The 14,182-nt window shown below is 70.5% G+C and carries 13 protein-coding genes; 9 read left to right on the forward strand and 4 right to left on the reverse strand.

What is annotated here, in order from left to right; translation table 11 throughout:
- Positions 1 to 14 precede the first annotated feature (14 nt).
- Together ACWPN7_RS20705 and ACWPN7_RS20710 are read right to left on the reverse strand one after the other, a co-directional pair.
- A complete protein-coding gene (locus tag ACWPN7_RS20705) occupies positions 15 to 3,302 on the reverse strand; it encodes an error-prone DNA polymerase (protein ID WP_459195994.1) in 3,288 nt (1,095 codons plus the stop codon).
- A gap of 10 nt (positions 3,303 to 3,312) precedes the next feature.
- Positions 3,313 to 4,938, reverse strand: a complete 1,626-nt coding sequence (locus tag ACWPN7_RS20710) for a Y-family DNA polymerase (protein ID WP_456524168.1) — start codon at positions 4,936 to 4,938, stop codon at positions 3,313 to 3,315.
- Between the two features lie 158 nt (positions 4,939 to 5,096).
- Between ACWPN7_RS20710 and ACWPN7_RS20715 the strand changes: the two genes are divergently transcribed.
- From ACWPN7_RS20715 to ACWPN7_RS20725, 3 genes are all read left to right on the forward strand, one after another.
- On the forward strand, positions 5,097 to 5,627 hold the full coding sequence (locus ACWPN7_RS20715; protein ID WP_014239382.1) for a hypothetical protein: 531 nt from the start codon (positions 5,097 to 5,099) through the stop codon (positions 5,625 to 5,627).
- A 105-nt stretch (positions 5,628 to 5,732) separates the two neighbouring features.
- Complete coding sequence (locus tag ACWPN7_RS20720) at positions 5,733 to 6,296, forward strand: HupE/UreJ family protein (protein WP_014239383.1); 564 nt, start codon at positions 5,733 to 5,735, stop codon at positions 6,294 to 6,296.
- Between the two features lie 118 nt (positions 6,297 to 6,414).
- Positions 6,415 to 7,521, forward strand: coding sequence for a TAXI family TRAP transporter solute-binding subunit (locus ACWPN7_RS20725; RefSeq protein WP_459195993.1), 1,107 nt, complete (start codon positions 6,415 to 6,417; stop codon positions 7,519 to 7,521).
- 7 nt (positions 7,522 to 7,528) lie between these two features.
- Here the strand turns inward: ACWPN7_RS20725 and ACWPN7_RS20730 are convergent, their stop codons facing one another.
- Positions 7,529 to 8,191: a glutathione S-transferase family protein gene (locus ACWPN7_RS20730; RefSeq protein ID WP_456524170.1), complete on the reverse strand. Its 663-nt coding sequence runs from the start codon at positions 8,189 to 8,191 to the stop codon at positions 7,529 to 7,531.
- Positions 8,192 to 8,341: 150 nt separating this feature from the next.
- Here ACWPN7_RS20730 and ACWPN7_RS20735 point away from each other — a divergent pair, with 150 nt between their 5' ends.
- The 5 genes from ACWPN7_RS20735 (at position 8,342) to ACWPN7_RS20755 (ending at position 12,374) form a co-directional block, all read left to right on the forward strand.
- Complete coding sequence (locus ACWPN7_RS20735) at positions 8,342 to 9,745, forward strand: leucyl aminopeptidase family protein (RefSeq protein ID WP_456524171.1); 1,404 nt, start codon at positions 8,342 to 8,344, stop codon at positions 9,743 to 9,745.
- 175 nt (positions 9,746 to 9,920) lie between these two features.
- The gene (gene fliG, locus ACWPN7_RS20740; RefSeq protein ID WP_014239388.1) at positions 9,921 to 10,943 is read left to right on the forward strand and encodes a flagellar motor switch protein FliG; all 1,023 of its coding nucleotides are present in this window, start codon (positions 9,921 to 9,923) and stop codon (positions 10,941 to 10,943) included.
- Between the two features lie 298 nt (positions 10,944 to 11,241).
- Complete coding sequence (locus ACWPN7_RS20745) at positions 11,242 to 11,496, forward strand: CopG family ribbon-helix-helix protein (protein ID WP_038526152.1); 255 nt, start codon at positions 11,242 to 11,244, stop codon at positions 11,494 to 11,496.
- Positions 11,493 to 11,711 (forward strand): type II toxin-antitoxin system RelE/ParE family toxin, encoded by a 219-nt coding sequence (locus ACWPN7_RS20750; RefSeq protein ID WP_149648330.1) that lies wholly within the window; start codon positions 11,493 to 11,495, stop codon positions 11,709 to 11,711. Before ACWPN7_RS20745 ends, ACWPN7_RS20750 begins: the two co-directional genes overlap by 4 nt.
- A gap of 222 nt (positions 11,712 to 11,933) precedes the next feature.
- Entirely contained in the window at positions 11,934 to 12,374 is a 441-nt protein-coding gene (locus ACWPN7_RS20755; RefSeq protein WP_038526155.1) for a MarR family transcriptional regulator, read from the forward strand.
- 12 nt (positions 12,375 to 12,386) lie between these two features.
- On the opposite strand, the gene ACWPN7_RS20760 is transcribed toward ACWPN7_RS20755, so the two are convergent.
- Complete coding sequence (locus ACWPN7_RS20760) at positions 12,387 to 13,313, reverse strand: 2-hydroxyacid dehydrogenase (protein WP_459195992.1); 927 nt, start codon at positions 13,311 to 13,313, stop codon at positions 12,387 to 12,389.
- A gap of 55 nt (positions 13,314 to 13,368) precedes the next feature.
- On the opposite strand from ACWPN7_RS20760, the gene ACWPN7_RS20765 reads away from it, so the two are divergent.
- Positions 13,369 to 14,007: a pseudouridine synthase gene (locus tag ACWPN7_RS20765; protein WP_149648332.1), complete on the forward strand. Its 639-nt coding sequence runs from the start codon at positions 13,369 to 13,371 to the stop codon at positions 14,005 to 14,007.
- The last annotated feature ends 175 nt before the right edge of the window (positions 14,008 to 14,182 follow it).

Consider the following 14,182-nt stretch of genomic DNA (forward strand, 5'->3'; position numbering starts at 1 on the left):
TTTCCAACCGTTCCTCAGCGGAAATTCCGCCCCTCCGGGAAGACCGCGGCGGCGGAGCGGTTGGGCAGCGCGTCGGGGTCGGTCAGGTCGCGCAGCCGGTGCGTCAGGTCGCTCAGCCGCTCGACGCGCAGGTGGATGACCTCGCCGCCCTCGTCGTTGGGCTTGCCGTTGCGCTCCACCCGGCCGGTGGCGGCGATCAGGCGGGCGCCGATGATCGTCTTGCGGAATGTCTCGAAGACGTCCGGCATGATGACGAGGTTGGCGATGCCGGTCTCGTCCTCCAGCGTGATGAAGACCACGCCCTCGGCGCTGCCCGGCCGCTGCCGGACCAGCGCCAGCCCCGCCACGGTCAGCCGCGTGCCGGCCCGCACCGTGCCCAGCCGTTCGGTCGGGGCCACGCCGGCAAAACCGTCGCGCAGCAGCGCCATGGGATGCGCCTTCAGCGACAGGCACAGGCTGCCGTAGTCCATCACCACATGCTCGCCCAGCGCCATGGCCGGCAGGAGGGCCTGGGGCTCGTCCTGGGCGGAGTCGGCGAGGCCGGCGAACAGGGGCAGCGGCTGCGCCCCCAGCGCCTTCACCGCCCACAGCGCGGCGCGCCGGTCCAGCCCGACGGAGCGGAAGGCGTCGGCCTTGGCCAGCCGTTCCAGCCCGGCGACCGGCATCTGTGCCCGGCGCCACAGATCGTAGGGATCGCGGTAGCCCGCCCCACGGCACAGCACGAGTTGATGCGCGTCCTTTTCGTCCATCCCGCGGACGAGCCGCAGGCCGAGGCGCAGGGCATGCTTTATTCCCTCTCCCGCCCCGGGAGAGGGTGGCCGCGCAGCGGCCGGGTGAGGGTGCATCCAAGGGTTGGTGCGCTGATTCTCGGCGTTACCCTCACCCTCCCGCCTTTGGCGGGTCCCTCCCTCTCCCGGGGCGGGAGAGGGTGACAGCGGTTCCAGCGTGCAGTCCCAGCCGGAGGCGTTCACGTCCGGGGGCAGAACGGTCACCCCGTGCTCGCGGGCGTCGCGGACGATCTGGGCGGGGGCGTAGAAGCCCATGGGTTGGCTGTTCAGCAGGGCCGCGGCAAAGACGTCCGGGTGATGGCACTTCATCCAGGCCGACACATAAGCCAGCAGGGCGAAGCTTGCCGCGTGGCTCTCGGGGAAGCCGTACTCGCCGAACCCCTCGATCTGCTGGAAGCAGCGCTCGGCGAAGGCGCGGTCGTAGCCTTTCCCGACCATGCCCTCGATGAACCGGTCGCGGAAGAGCTGGACCTCTCCGGTCTTGCGGAAGGTCGCCATGGCGCGGCGCAGCCGGTCGGCGTCCTCCGCGCTGAAGCCGGCGCCGACGATGGCGATCTGCATCGCCTGTTCCTGGAACAGCGGCACGCCCAGCGTCCTCTTCAGCACCGCTTCCAGGTCGGGAGATGGGTAGGTGACCAATTCCTCCTTGTTGCGGCGGCGCAGGTAGGGATGGACCATGTCGCCCTGGATCGGACCGGGGCGCACGATGGCGACCTGGATCACCAGATCGTAGAACTTTTTGGGCCGCAGGCGGGGCAGCATGGACATCTGCGCCCGGCTTTCCACCTGGAAGACGCCCAGGCTGTCGGCCCGGCACAGCATGTCGTAGGTCGCCGGGTCCCCCTGCGGCACCGTCGCCAGCGTGAGGTCGCTGTCATAGTGCTGCTTCAGCAGATCGAAGCCGCGGTGCAGGCAGGTCAGCATCCCCAGCGCCAGCACGTCCACCTTCAGGATGCCCAGCGCGTCGATGTCGTCCTTGTCCCACTCGATGGTCGTGCGGTCCTTCATGGCGGCGTTGGCGATGGGGCACAGATCGCTCAGGGGGCCGCGGGTGATGACGAAGCCGCCGACATGCTGCGACAGGTGGCGGGGAAAGCCGATCAGCTCCTGCGCCAGTTCCAGCGTCTGGCGGAGCCGCGGGTCGTCGGGGTCGAAGCCGTATTGCCGGGCGCGCTCCTCGTCCACGCCGTGGCGGCTCCAGCCCCAGACGGAGGAGGACAGCCGCGCCACCAGATCGGCGGACAGGCCCATGGCCTTGCCGACCTCGCGGATGGCGCCGCGGGCGCGGTAGCGGATGACGGTGGCGGTCAGCCCGGCCCGCTCGCGCCCGTATTTTTCGTAGATGTACTGGATGACCTTCTCGCGCTTCTCATGCTCGAAATCCACGTCGATGTCCGGCGGCTCGTTGCGGGCCGAGGAGATGAAGCGCTCGAACAGCAGCTTGAAACGAGCCGGGTCAATCTCCGTGATATGAAGGCAATAGCAGACGGCCGAATTGGCCGCCGAGCCGCGCCCCTGGCACAGGATGCCCTTTGAGCGGGCGTAGCGCACGATGTCGTGCACCGTCAGGAAATAGGGCGCGTAATCAAGTTGACCGATCAGCGTCAATTCGCGGTGCAGGGTCTGCGCCACCGTCTCCGGCACACCGCCCGGATAGCGCTGGACCGCTCCGGCCCAGGTCAGGTTGGTCAGCGTCTCCTGCGGACTGCGCCCGTCCTCGGCGACCTCGTCCGGGTATTCGTAGCGCAGCTCCTCCAGCGAGAAGAGGCAGGCGGCGGCGATCTCCACCGTGCGCGCGACGGCGTCGGGGTGGCGTTGGAACAGGCGGGCCATCTCCACCCCGGCCTTCAGGTGCCGCTCGGCGTTGGCCGACAGGCGCCAGCCCGCCTCGTCGATGGTCGTGCCGCTGCGGATGCAGGTCATCACGTCGGCCAGCGGGCGGCGGTCGGGCGTGTGGTAGAGCACGTCGTTGGTCGCCACCAGCGGCACCCGCTCCGCCTCCGCCAGCCCGCCCAGCCAGGATAGCCGCCGCTGGTCGTCGCCGCGGTAGCGGTGGCTGGCGGCGAGGTGCAGGCGGTTCCCCAGATCGTTGCGCCAGCCGCGCAGCGCGTGGACGAACGCGGGGTCGCGCTGGTCCGGCGGCACCAGCAGGAACAGCATCCCCTCCGCATGGTCCAGCACGTCGGCGCGGGCGATGAAGCAGGCCCCCTTGGGCGCCCGCCGCTTGCCCAGCGTCAGCAGCCGCGACAGCCGCGCGTAGGCCGCCCGGTCGGTGGGGTAGGCAAGCAGGCTGTCCGCGTCGGTCAGGTCGAGCCGGCAGCCGACGATCAGGCGCAGCCCGTGCTTGCGGGCGGCGGTGTGCGCCTGCACCACCCCGGCCAGCGAGTTGCGGTCGGTCACCGCGACGGCGGCGTGGCCGAGGCCGGCGGCGGTCAGCGCCAGCTCGTCCGGGTGGGACGCGCCCTCCAGGAAGGTGAAGCTGGTCGAGACCTGGAGTTCGGCGTAGGGGGTCATGGCGCTCCCGTCACCCGAAGAAGCCGTGCAGGAACCACAGCGCCGCCACGCCGGGCCGGTACAGCCCCTGCCGATAGACCCAGAAGCGGCGGCCGGCCTCGTCCTCGACGCGGTAATAGTCGCGGGGCTCGCCGTCGCGTCGCCACCATTCGGCCTCGATCCGCTCCGGCCCGTCGGCACGGCGGATGCGATGCTGGACGCCGCGCCAGAGGAACATCACCGGCGGGTCGTCGGGAACCAGGGCCATGGCTTCGATGGGCTCCGGCGGGGCGAGCAGCCGCACCGGGCGGGGGCGGTCGGTCGGCCACAGCGCACCGCCGGAGGCCTCCGAGAAGGCCGAGGCGGGGGCCACGCTGCGCTCCGGCAGCCAGCTTTGCCGCGGGACCAGCCGCAGCACCGCCCGCTCCCCCAGCCGGTTGCCCAGCCGGTCCATCAGCTCGCCCAGCTCCGGCTGCCCGTCCATGCCCCCATCCGTTGTGCCGTCCAGCGCGGCCTGTGCGGCGGCGAGCGGGCTGGCCTCGGTGGCCGACAGCACCATCAGCTCCAGACCGGGGCCGGGTTCCACGCGGTCGAGTTTCTGGGCGAACAGCCGCATCAGCGCGTCCGGGCGGCGCACCGGGTGGCCGGTGCCGATAACCAGCGTCTGGGGCGCGTCCTCCAACCGGCGGTCCACCCGGTGCAACTCCAGCCGCAGCCGGCGGGCGCCCTCGCCGGTGTTCTCCAGCCCGGCGCAGAGGGCGGCCAGCAGGCGGCGCAGCGCCTCGGCGATGGCCTCGGCGGTGGTGATCGGCTCGGGCAGGGCGAGGCGGACGCTGTGCGGCGGCACCGGCAGGCGGGGGGAGAGCGGCTCGTCCAGCCGCCCGTAGGCCTGATCGAGCCGTCGCAGCAGTTCCGGCCCGAAGCGGGCGGCCAGCGTGGCGCGGGGGAGGGCATGCAGATCCCCGATCCGCCGCAGCCCCATCGCGGCCAGACCGTCCACCGTGGCGGCGGGCAGACGCAGCGCGGCGACGGGGAGGGGGGAGAGATCGGGGAGCGCTTTGCCCCCACCCTCCCGCTTCGCGGGTCCCCCCCTCCCCCGCTGCGCAGGGGAGGGCCAGATTCCCTCCCCCGCCCAGCGGGGGAGGGTTAGGGTGGGGGCACCCCCGCCGAACCGCGCCAGCGCCCAGGCCGCCGCGGGCGTGTCGGCCACGGAAATCCGCGACTCGAAGCCCGCCGCGGTCAGGCGGGCGGACAGGTCGGCGGCCACGGCCTCCTCCCCGCCGAACAGGTGGGCGCAACCGGTGATGTCCAGCGCCACCCCGTCGGGGCCGTCCGGGGCGGTCCAGGGGGTGTAGCGCGTGCACCAGCCGGCGATCCGCTCCAGCAGGCGGGCGTCCGACTCGGGCTCGGCGTCGAAGACGGCCAGGGCGGGTTCGATGGCGCGGGCATCGGCCAGACTCATACCGGGATGCACCCCGGCCTCCGCCGCGGCGCGGTTGACGGCGGCCACGCCCAGCCGCCCGCGCTCGGCCAGGATGGCGGCCAGGGGATGGTCGCGCCGCTCCGGATGGCGGCGGCTGTGGGCGTCGGTGGGCAGCCGCGGCAGCCACAGGGACAGGATGCGCCGCGCCGTCCGTTCAGCACCCCCTTTCCCCATGCCACCCTCCCTGCACCGCTCGTTTCGTCAATCGTTTCAACTCGAACAAAACAAGAACATTCTAGCGGCAAAAGCCGGCGGTTGGGAGTCCCCTTATGGCCTCACCAAGAAGGGGGAGATCGCCGGGAGGGCCTTGTCCCGTCTCCGCGGAACACGACATGGTTGGTATGACACCGATCCGCCCCACCGCCGTGTTCCTGCCCGTCGCCGTGGCGCTCGCCGCCCTTGCGCTGGGGGCCTGCGCGCCGGATGTGCACGACGAGATGCCGGGACGGGCCCAGGCGGCCCCGCCGGTGTCCGCGCAAGGCGGCGGGCTGAAGACGCTGCGCCAGATTCAGGCGGAGGAGAATGCCCGCCCGACTCCCGCACCGCGGCCGGAGCCTGCACCCGCTCCGCCGCAAAAGCTCTCCGACGCCTCGCAAACGCCCAACCAGCCGCCGCCGGTGCGTCGCCGCGGCAGTTCGTCCCCGCCGCCGCCGCCCATCGACCAGCCGGCCACCCCCGCCCTGCCGGAGCCGGGCTCCACCCAGGGGCTGACCGACCGCGCCAAGCGCGACCTGATGAGTCCGGAGGTCGACCGGTTGCGCACCGAGGACGCCATGGGCCGGCTCGACCCGTTGCAGCAGCGCGACCTGCTCCGCAAGCAGCAGGACCTCCGCCAGTACGGCCCTGGCCCCCTGGGTTACTGATCTCCCGGTTCTTGAAGCCCGCCACCCTGGTCACTTGACCCCACCCCGCGCAGCGGCCATACCGGCCCGGTGCTGGGCAGAGGCGTTGGGGAAAAGGGGTGGGGGATGGTGGCGATCCGGTCGGTTCTTCTGGCGCTCGCATTGATCGGCGCCGGTGCCGCGCCCGCGCTGGCGCGGATGACGGTGACCGGGCCGTTCGGCACCGGCCTGACCGAACCCGTGTGGGTGCTGCAGCATCTGCTCGGCTTCCTCGCCATCGGGCTGTGGAGCGGGCAGAACGGCGGCCCTTCCGTCTGGCAGCTTCCGGTGGCGGCGCTGACCGCGGTGCTGGCCGCCGGGCTGGCCGCGCAGATCGGCATCCGTCTGCCCTACGCCGCGGAAGGGCTGTCGGCGTCGTTGATCCTGATGGGCGGGCTGGTCGCCTTCGGACTGAAGGTGCCGCTGGCGCTGGGGGTGCTGACGGTCGCCGCGGCGGGGGCTTTCCACGGCTATGTGCACATGGGCGGGCCGCTGTTCTGGGCCGGGCTGTCGTCTGGCGTGCTGCTGGTCATCGGCGCCGGGCTGGGCCTGTCGGTGGCGGTGGGACAGGCGGCGTCGGGCCGGGTCGTGCAAATGTGTGGCGGCGCGGTAGCACTCGCCGGGGTTCTTGATCTGGCGGGCGTCTTTTAAGGCCCCGACGCCTTGAAAAAGCCGGGCTGCGGGTATTCTTGTAAGAGCGTGTCCAACACACGCCGCCGATGGCCCATGCCGCCGGAACGGCTGGCCAGCAGGAAAGGTGGACCCGCCGGTGCCGCGCGCAGGAGCCAACCCCCGCCTTTCCGACGCCCGCCTTTCCCCCCAGGGCCTTCCCAGCCGCCGCCATGTGTTGGCCGGCATCGCCGGGGGCGCTCTCCTGGGCCTGCTGCCGCGGGGTGCCGTGGCGCAGGACATCCGCTATTTCCGGATCGGCACGGGCACCACGTCGGGCACCTATTTCCCGATCGGCGGGCTGATCGCCAACGCCATCTCCAACCCGCCCGGCTCGCGCCCCTGCGACCGCGGAGGAAGCTGCGGCGTGCCGGGGCTGATCGCGGTGGCCCAGGCCACGCTCGGCTCGGTGGAGAACATCGAGCTGTTGCGCTCGGGGGCGGTCGAGGCCGGGATGTCCCAAGCCGACATCGCCTATTGGGCCTACACCGGCTCCGGCATCTTCCACGGCAAGGCGCCCTTCGAAGGGCTGCGCTCCATCGGTATGCTCTACGCGGAGGCGATCCAGCTCGTCGTGCGCGCCGACAGCGACCTGCACGGCGTGGCCGACCTGAAGGGAAAGGCCGTCTCGCTGGGGGAGGAGGGTTCCGGCGTGCTGGTGGAGGCGCGGGCGATCCTCGACGCCTTCGGCGTGAAAGAGGGGGAACTGCGGCCCCCGGCCTACCTGAAGCCCGGCACCGCAGCGGACCGGCTGGCCAAGAAGGAGCTGGACGCCTTCTTCATGGTCGGCGGTTTTCCGGTGGCGGCGGTGACCGATGTGGCGAACCGCGAGCCGATCCGCCTGATCCCGCTCGACGGCGACATGGCCGACCGGCTGCGCATCCGCCAGCGCTTCTACATGGACCAGATCATCCCCGCCGACACCTATCCCGGCGTGCCGGAGGTCCATACGCTGGGGGTGGGGGCGGAGTTGCTGGTCCGCGCCGACCGCGACCCCGCCCTGATCCACGGCGTCACCAAGGCGCTGTGGCACGAGAACACCCGCCGCCTGCTGATCGAGGGCCACCCCAAGGGGCGCAGCTTCGACGCCACCAAGGCGGTCGCAAACGTCTCCGTCCCGCTGCATCCGGGCGCCGAGCGCTACTACCGCGAGGTCGGGCTGATCGGCAACGCCGCCAACGAGCCGACGGGCGGGGCGACGCCCTGATGTCGTCCTATTGCGGGTCCCGTTCGTCGGCGTAGAGGTCCCACGGCTCCGCCTTGGCGGCGTCCACCCACTCCACCATGGCCGGCAGCTCCATCACCGCCCGCGCGTAGTCGCCGCACGTCCTGTCCATCTCCACCCCGTAGGTGAGGAGGCGCGTCACCACCGGCGCGTACATGGCGTCGGCGATGGAGAAGTCGCCGAACAGGAAGGGGCCGCCCGCTCCGAAGCGGGCGCGCGTGTCGCGCCACAGGGTGAAGACGCGGGCGATGTCGGCCTCGCTCTCGGCGTTGCGGCCCACGCCGGGGCGGAAGGCCTTCAGGTCCATGGACATGTGGGTGCGCAGGCCGACGAAGCCCGAATGCATCTCCGCCGAGACCGACCGCGCCACCGCGCGGGCGTGGGCGTCCGCTGGCCAGAGGGCGGCCTCGGGGAAGGACTCCGCCAGATACTCGCAGATTGCCAGCGAATCCCAGATCACCCGATCGCCGTGCCGCAGACAGGGCACCCGGCCGGAGGGCGAATGCTCGGCGATGCGGTCCGCGGTGTCGGGCTGGCGCAGCGGGATCATGATCTCCCGGAAGGGCCGGCCGGTCCGCTTCAGCGCCAGCCAGGGCCGCAGGGACCAGGAGGAGAAGGCCTTGTTGCCGATGACCAGCGTCAGGTCGTCCATGGGTGCGCCTCGGGAGCGAAAGGAGGGGGGGCGGAGCATGCCTGTCCCGCGACCTTGCGGCAAGCCGGCACGCAATCCCCCTTTTCAGGGGCGCCCCGGCGCGCCATGCTTTCCTTCATTGTTTCCGTTTCCTGACGAAGGACGCCCGCCTTGCTCGCCACCCTGCTCGCCACGGCCGGTCCCGGCACCGTGACCATCACCCCGCTGAACAAGGCCGGCCTCGCCACGTGGCTGGAGGGTCAGCCGCCCGCCACCGCGGCCTGGGTGAAGGCCGTGAACTTCACGGCGGAGGCCGGCACCATTGCCTTTTTGCCGGGGGCTTTCCTGCCGGGGGAGGGCGGGGCGGTCGCCCGCGTGCTGGCCGGCGTGTCGGCGCTGGACGACCTGTGGGGTCTCGCCGGTCTTCCCAGCGGCCTGCCGCCGGGGAACTACCAGCTGGATGAGGCGGTGGACGCCGCGCTTGACCGCCGCGCTGCCACCCGTCTGGCCCTGGGCTGGGCGCTGGGCAGCTACCGCTTCGGACGCTACAAGGCGTCGGAGAAGTCCTTCGCCAACCTCGTCTGGCCCAAGCACGCCGACCAGGGCGAGGTGCAGCGCACCGCCACCGCGACCTATCTGCTGCGCGACCTCGTCAACACGCCGGCCAACGACCTCGGCCCGGCGGAACTGGCCGAGGTGGCCCATGCCGTGGCGGAGGAATTCGAGGCCGGGCTGGACGTGATCGTCGGCGACGACCTGCTCGACCGTGACTATCCGGCCATTCACGCGGTGGGCCGGGCCAGTCCGCGCGCGCCGCGGCTGATCGACCTGCGCTGGGGCAACCCGACGCACCCGAAGGTGACCATCGTCGGCAAGGGCGTCTGTTTCGACAGCGGCGGCCTGGACATCAAGCCGTCGTCGGGCATGCTGCTGATGAAGAAGGACATGGGTGGGGCGGCGCACGCCCTGGCGCTGGGCCGAATGGTGATGATGGCGGGGTTGCCGGTGCGGCTGCGCGTTCTGATCCCGGCGGTGGAGAACGTGATCTCCGGCAACGCCTTCAAGCCGATGGACGTGCTGAAGACGCGCAAGGGGCTGAGCGTGGAGGTCGGCAACACCGACGCCGAGGGCCGGCTGATCCTGTGCGACGCGCTGGCCGAGGCGGATTCGGAGAAGCCCGCCCTGCTGGTCGACTTCGCCACCCTGACCGGAGCCGCCCGCGTCGCGCTGGGGCCGGACCTGCCGGCGCTGTTCGCCAACGACGACGCCCTCGCCAACGACCTGCTGGCCGCCGGCGAGGAGCAGAGCGACCCGCTGTGGCGCCTGCCGCTGTGGGCGCCCTACCGCAAGGGGCTGGACAGCAAGGTGGCCGACCTCAACAACGTGACCAGCAACGGCATGGCGGGGGCGATCACCGCCGGGCTGTTCCTCCAGGAGTTCGTGTCGAAGGACACGCCCTGGGCGCATCTCGACACCTTCGCCTGGAACAGCGGCGCCCGCCCCGGACGCCCGGAGGGCGGCGAGGCGCTGGGCCTGCGCGCGGCCTATGCCGTCATCGCCAAGCGGTTCGGGTGACCGGCCGGCAGTGGTGCCGGCCAGTTCTGTGATAGACCGCTCCAACAACCGGCATATGGTTAAAATTGTCACCCCCGCGGGCGTCGCGGGGGTGGCGTGCCGATTCGGAAAGGACTAAAACCTTCGGGTAGGACCGGTGGACTCGGGTGCCGGCCGGGTTTTTGGAGGCGGATACATGGCGCTGAAGGTTCGTGAGGATTATCGCACCCTCACCGGTCCGGAGAAGGCGGCCATCCTGATGCTGGCGCTGGGCGAGGAGCATTCGTCCAAGCTGTTCGCGATGATGGACGACGAGGAGATCAAGGAGCTGTCGCAGGTGATGGCGAACCTCGGCACCGTCTCCGCCAACCTGATCGAGCGCCTGTTCGTCGAATTCGCGGAGCAGATGTCGGCCACCGGCTCGCTGGTTGGTTCCTTCGACTCCACCGAACGCCTGCTGCTGAAGACGCTGCCCAAGGACAAGGTCGACTCCATCATGGAGGAGATCCGCGGTCCGGCCGGCCGCACCATGTGGGACAAGCTGGCCAACGTCAACGAATCGGTCCTGTCCAATTACCTGAAGAACGAATACCCGCAGACCGTGGCGGTGGTGCTGTCGAAGATCCGCCCGGAACACGCCGGCCGCGTGCTGACCCAGCTGCCGGAGAGCTTCGCGATGGAGGTCATCATGCGCATGCTGCGCATGGAGGCCGTGCAGAAGGAGGTTCTGGACGACGTGGAGCGCACGCTGCGCACCGAGTTCATGACCAACCTCGCCCGCACCAGCCGCCGCGACAGTCACGAAATGCTGGCGGAAATCTTCAACGGCCTGGACCGCACGACCGAGCACCGCTTCATGGCCGCCCTGGAGGAACGCAACCGCGACAGCGCCGAGCGCATCAAGTCGCTGATGTTCACCTTCGAGGACCTGTCCAAGCTCGACCCCTCCGGCGTCCAGGCCCTGCTGCGCAGCGTCGACAAGCAGAAGCTCGCCACCGCCCTGAAGGGCGCGTCGGAGACGCTGAAGGACCTGTTCTTCTCCAACATGTCCGAACGCGCGGCGAAGATCCTGCGCGAGGACATGGCCGCCATGGGCCCTGTCCGCGTCCGCGAGGTGGACGAGTCCCAGATGTACATGGTCCAGCTCGCCAAGGACTTGGCGGCCCGTGGCGAAATCGTCATCTCCGAAGGCAGCGGCGAGAACGAGTTGATTTACTGAGCGGGTTCCCGACGAGGTGCCCCCCCTCCCCAGCTCTCAGCGGACCAAAGGTCCGCCTGCCGCGTCAGCGCAAACCAAAGGTTTGCGCGAGAGCTGCGCAGGGGAGGGCGTTGTCCGAAGCCAGCGGAGTTCCCTCCCCTGCGTCAGCGGGGGAGGGTGAGGGAGGGGGCGCCTGCCCCCGCGATACACTCCTCCACCTGCGACACCCTGACCGATCGACAGGAATCTCCATGGCCCTTGAAAGCCATATTGGAGCCGCATACCCTTTCTCCAGCATTCACCCCAGCGGGGCGCACCGATGTCCGAACCGGTATCCGTGACCATTCGCGTGGATGGAAAGACAGCCGAAGCGCTCGACCGACTTGCGCGGGCGACGGCGCACGATCCGGCTTGGCATGTCGAGCGCGCGGTCGAGAGTTACCTTGCCGACCAGTGTGAGGCGTTCGAGGACATCCGCCGGGCTGTCGCCGATGCCGATGAGGGTGACTTCGCCAGTGACGACGAGGTCGAAAACGCGTTTGCCTCTTTCGGCCAGCCTTTGAGGGCGCAGTGAAGGTCCGCTATCTGCGCGGTGCCCTTCGAAACATCGACGACATTTCCCGTTACGTCCGCGAGCACAATCCCGCCGCCGCAGTGCGCATCGCGCAGCGCATCCGTCAGTCTGTGGCGCTGATCGCCGAGCGGCCAACATTGGCAAGCCGGGCATTTTTCCAGGCACGCGGGAACGGAAGCTGTCCGATCTTCCTTATCGGATCGTCTATCGGGTGACGGTGTCCAATGACATGGATGCCCAACTGGAGATCCTGCGGGTTCATCACATCCGCCGCCAGCCGCCTCCGCCCGACTGGGCGTGAGCCTCCCGCGACACCCTGACCGATCGATCCGGCTGCGAAACGCTTGCCTGTCCGGGCCGGGTTGGGGGACACTCCTTCGCCGCACGTTCCGAATGCGGGGGCCTTCGGGGCAAGGGACGCGGCACGGGGGGAAAACATGGCACGGAACCTGAAAGCGCTCGGCCTGTGGCGGACGGCTCTGATCGCCAGCGTCCGGCAGGATGGGCCGGACCTGTCGGCGCGGCAGATGGCCATCATGCTCCAGGTCTATCTGACCGATCCGCCGCACACCGTGCGCGGTCTGGCGGCGACGCTGAACATCTCCAAGCCCGCGGTGACCCGCGCGCTCGACCGGCTGTCGCTACTCGGCTTTATCAAGCGCAAGCGCGACGTCGAGGACAAGCGCAGCGTCCTCGTCCAGCGCACCGTGAAGGGCAGCGTATTCCTGTCCGATTTCGCCGAGCTGGTGGTCGCTGCGGGCGCCGTTGCGCCGGAGGACATGGCGGTCATCCGCGCCGAGGAGGAGGTGGCTGCCTCCGCCAAGGCGCGGCTGGAGGCGCAGTTGGGCGCCTCCGGACCCGTGGTGGTGCCTGCCTGACCGCCGCCGTTTTCAATAGCCCTGGCTGCGGTCTACGAGGTTCGGCAGGGGGCGCCCCTCGCGGAACGCGGTGATCGCCTCGGCCACCACCGCGGCGGAGCGCGAGGGATGGGTGACGGCGGCAACGTGCGGCGTCACATGCACCTTCGGGTGGGTCCAGAAGGGATGGCCGGCGGGCAGCGGCTCCTCCGCGAACACGTCCAAGCTGGCACCGGCGATGTGCCCGCTCTCCAGCGCCGCCAGCAGATCGTCCTCCACCAGATGCCCGCCGCGGGCGGCGTTGACGACCACCGCCCCCTTGGGCAGAGCGGCGAACAGCTTGCGGTTCAGCAGGCCGCGCGTCTCCGCCGTCAGCGGCAGCAGGCAGACCAGCAGGTTGCACTGCCCGAGCATCGCCACCAGCCCGTCGGGTCCGGAGAAGCTTTCCACCCCCGGCAGCGTCTTCGGCGTGCGGCTCCAGCCCAGCACGCGGTAGTCCATGCTCAGCAGCGTCTTGGCCGAGGCCATGCCCAGCTCGCCCATGCCCAGGATGCCGACGCTGACCTCCGACGCCGGGCAGGGGTCCAGCGGCTCCCACCGCCCGGCCTGCTGGAGCGCCTTGTACTCGTCGAGGAGCCGGTGCCAGCGCAGCACCTGGAGCGCCACATAGCCGGCCATGTCCACCGTCAGCCCCTCCGACACCATGCGGACCAGCGGCACCTCGGGCAGGGTGGGGTCGAGCAGCAGCGATTCCACCCCGGCGCCCAGCGACACGATCAGCTTCAGGTTCGGCAGGGTGGCGAGCAGCCCGTGCGGCGGCTTCCACACCAGCGCCATTTCGATGTCCGCCGGGTCCCCCATCTCGGGCCACACCCGCACCTCCAGCCCGGGCAGGCGGGCGTCCAGCTCGCTCAGCCAGCGGTCGGAGCGGTCGGTGGTGGAGCAGAAAAGCAGCGTCACGGTGCAAACCCCTGTAGTGTTGTCGTTGTTCGTCTCAAACCCGTTCGAGCCAACCGTGCCCCGTCTGATCCTGCTGAACAAGCCCTATGGCGTGCTGCCCCAGTTTACCGATGAGCAGGGGCGCCCGACGCTGGCCGACCATGTGCCGGTGAAGGGGGTCTACGCCGCCGGGCGGCTGGACCGCGACAGCGAGGGGCTGCTGGCGCTGAGCGACGACGGCGCGCTGATCGCCCGCATCGCCTCGCCGAAGCACAAGCTGCCCAAGACCTACTGGGTGCAGGTGGAGGGCGTCCCGACCGAGGAGGCGCTGCAGCGCCTGCGCGATGGGGTGACGCTCAACGACGGGCCGACCCTACCCGCCGAGGCCCGCCGGATGGAGGAGCCGGACAGCCTGTGGCCGCGCGACCCGCCCGTGCGCTTCCGCGCCGCCATCCCGACGAGCTGGATTGCCCTGACCCTGCGGGAGGGGCGGAACCGTCAGGTGCGCCGCATGACCGCCGCGGTCGGCTTCCCGACCCTGCGGCTGATCCGCTGGTCCATCGGCGATTGGACGCTGGACGGTCTGGCGCCCGGCCAATGGCGCGAGGTGCCGGTGCCGGGGCGGGAATCCCCGAAGGCACCGCCGCATCGGCCGAAGGCGCCACCCGGCAATACGAAGGCGAAGCGCCCGCGGAGCCAAGGCAATCGCACTTGACCCTCATAGCCCTCTCCCCTCTGGGGAGAGGGTGGCCCGCAGGGCCTCTCGCGCTGGCTGAAAGCCAGCGCTGACGGCGGCAGGCGGATGCCTCTGGCATCCGCTGAGAGCCGGTGAGGGGGATGGGCGTGGCAGGTACGTCCGGCACAAGCGCAACCCCCTCACCCTAACCCTC

The organism is Azospirillum sp. UENF 312511 (assembly GCF_058780635.1).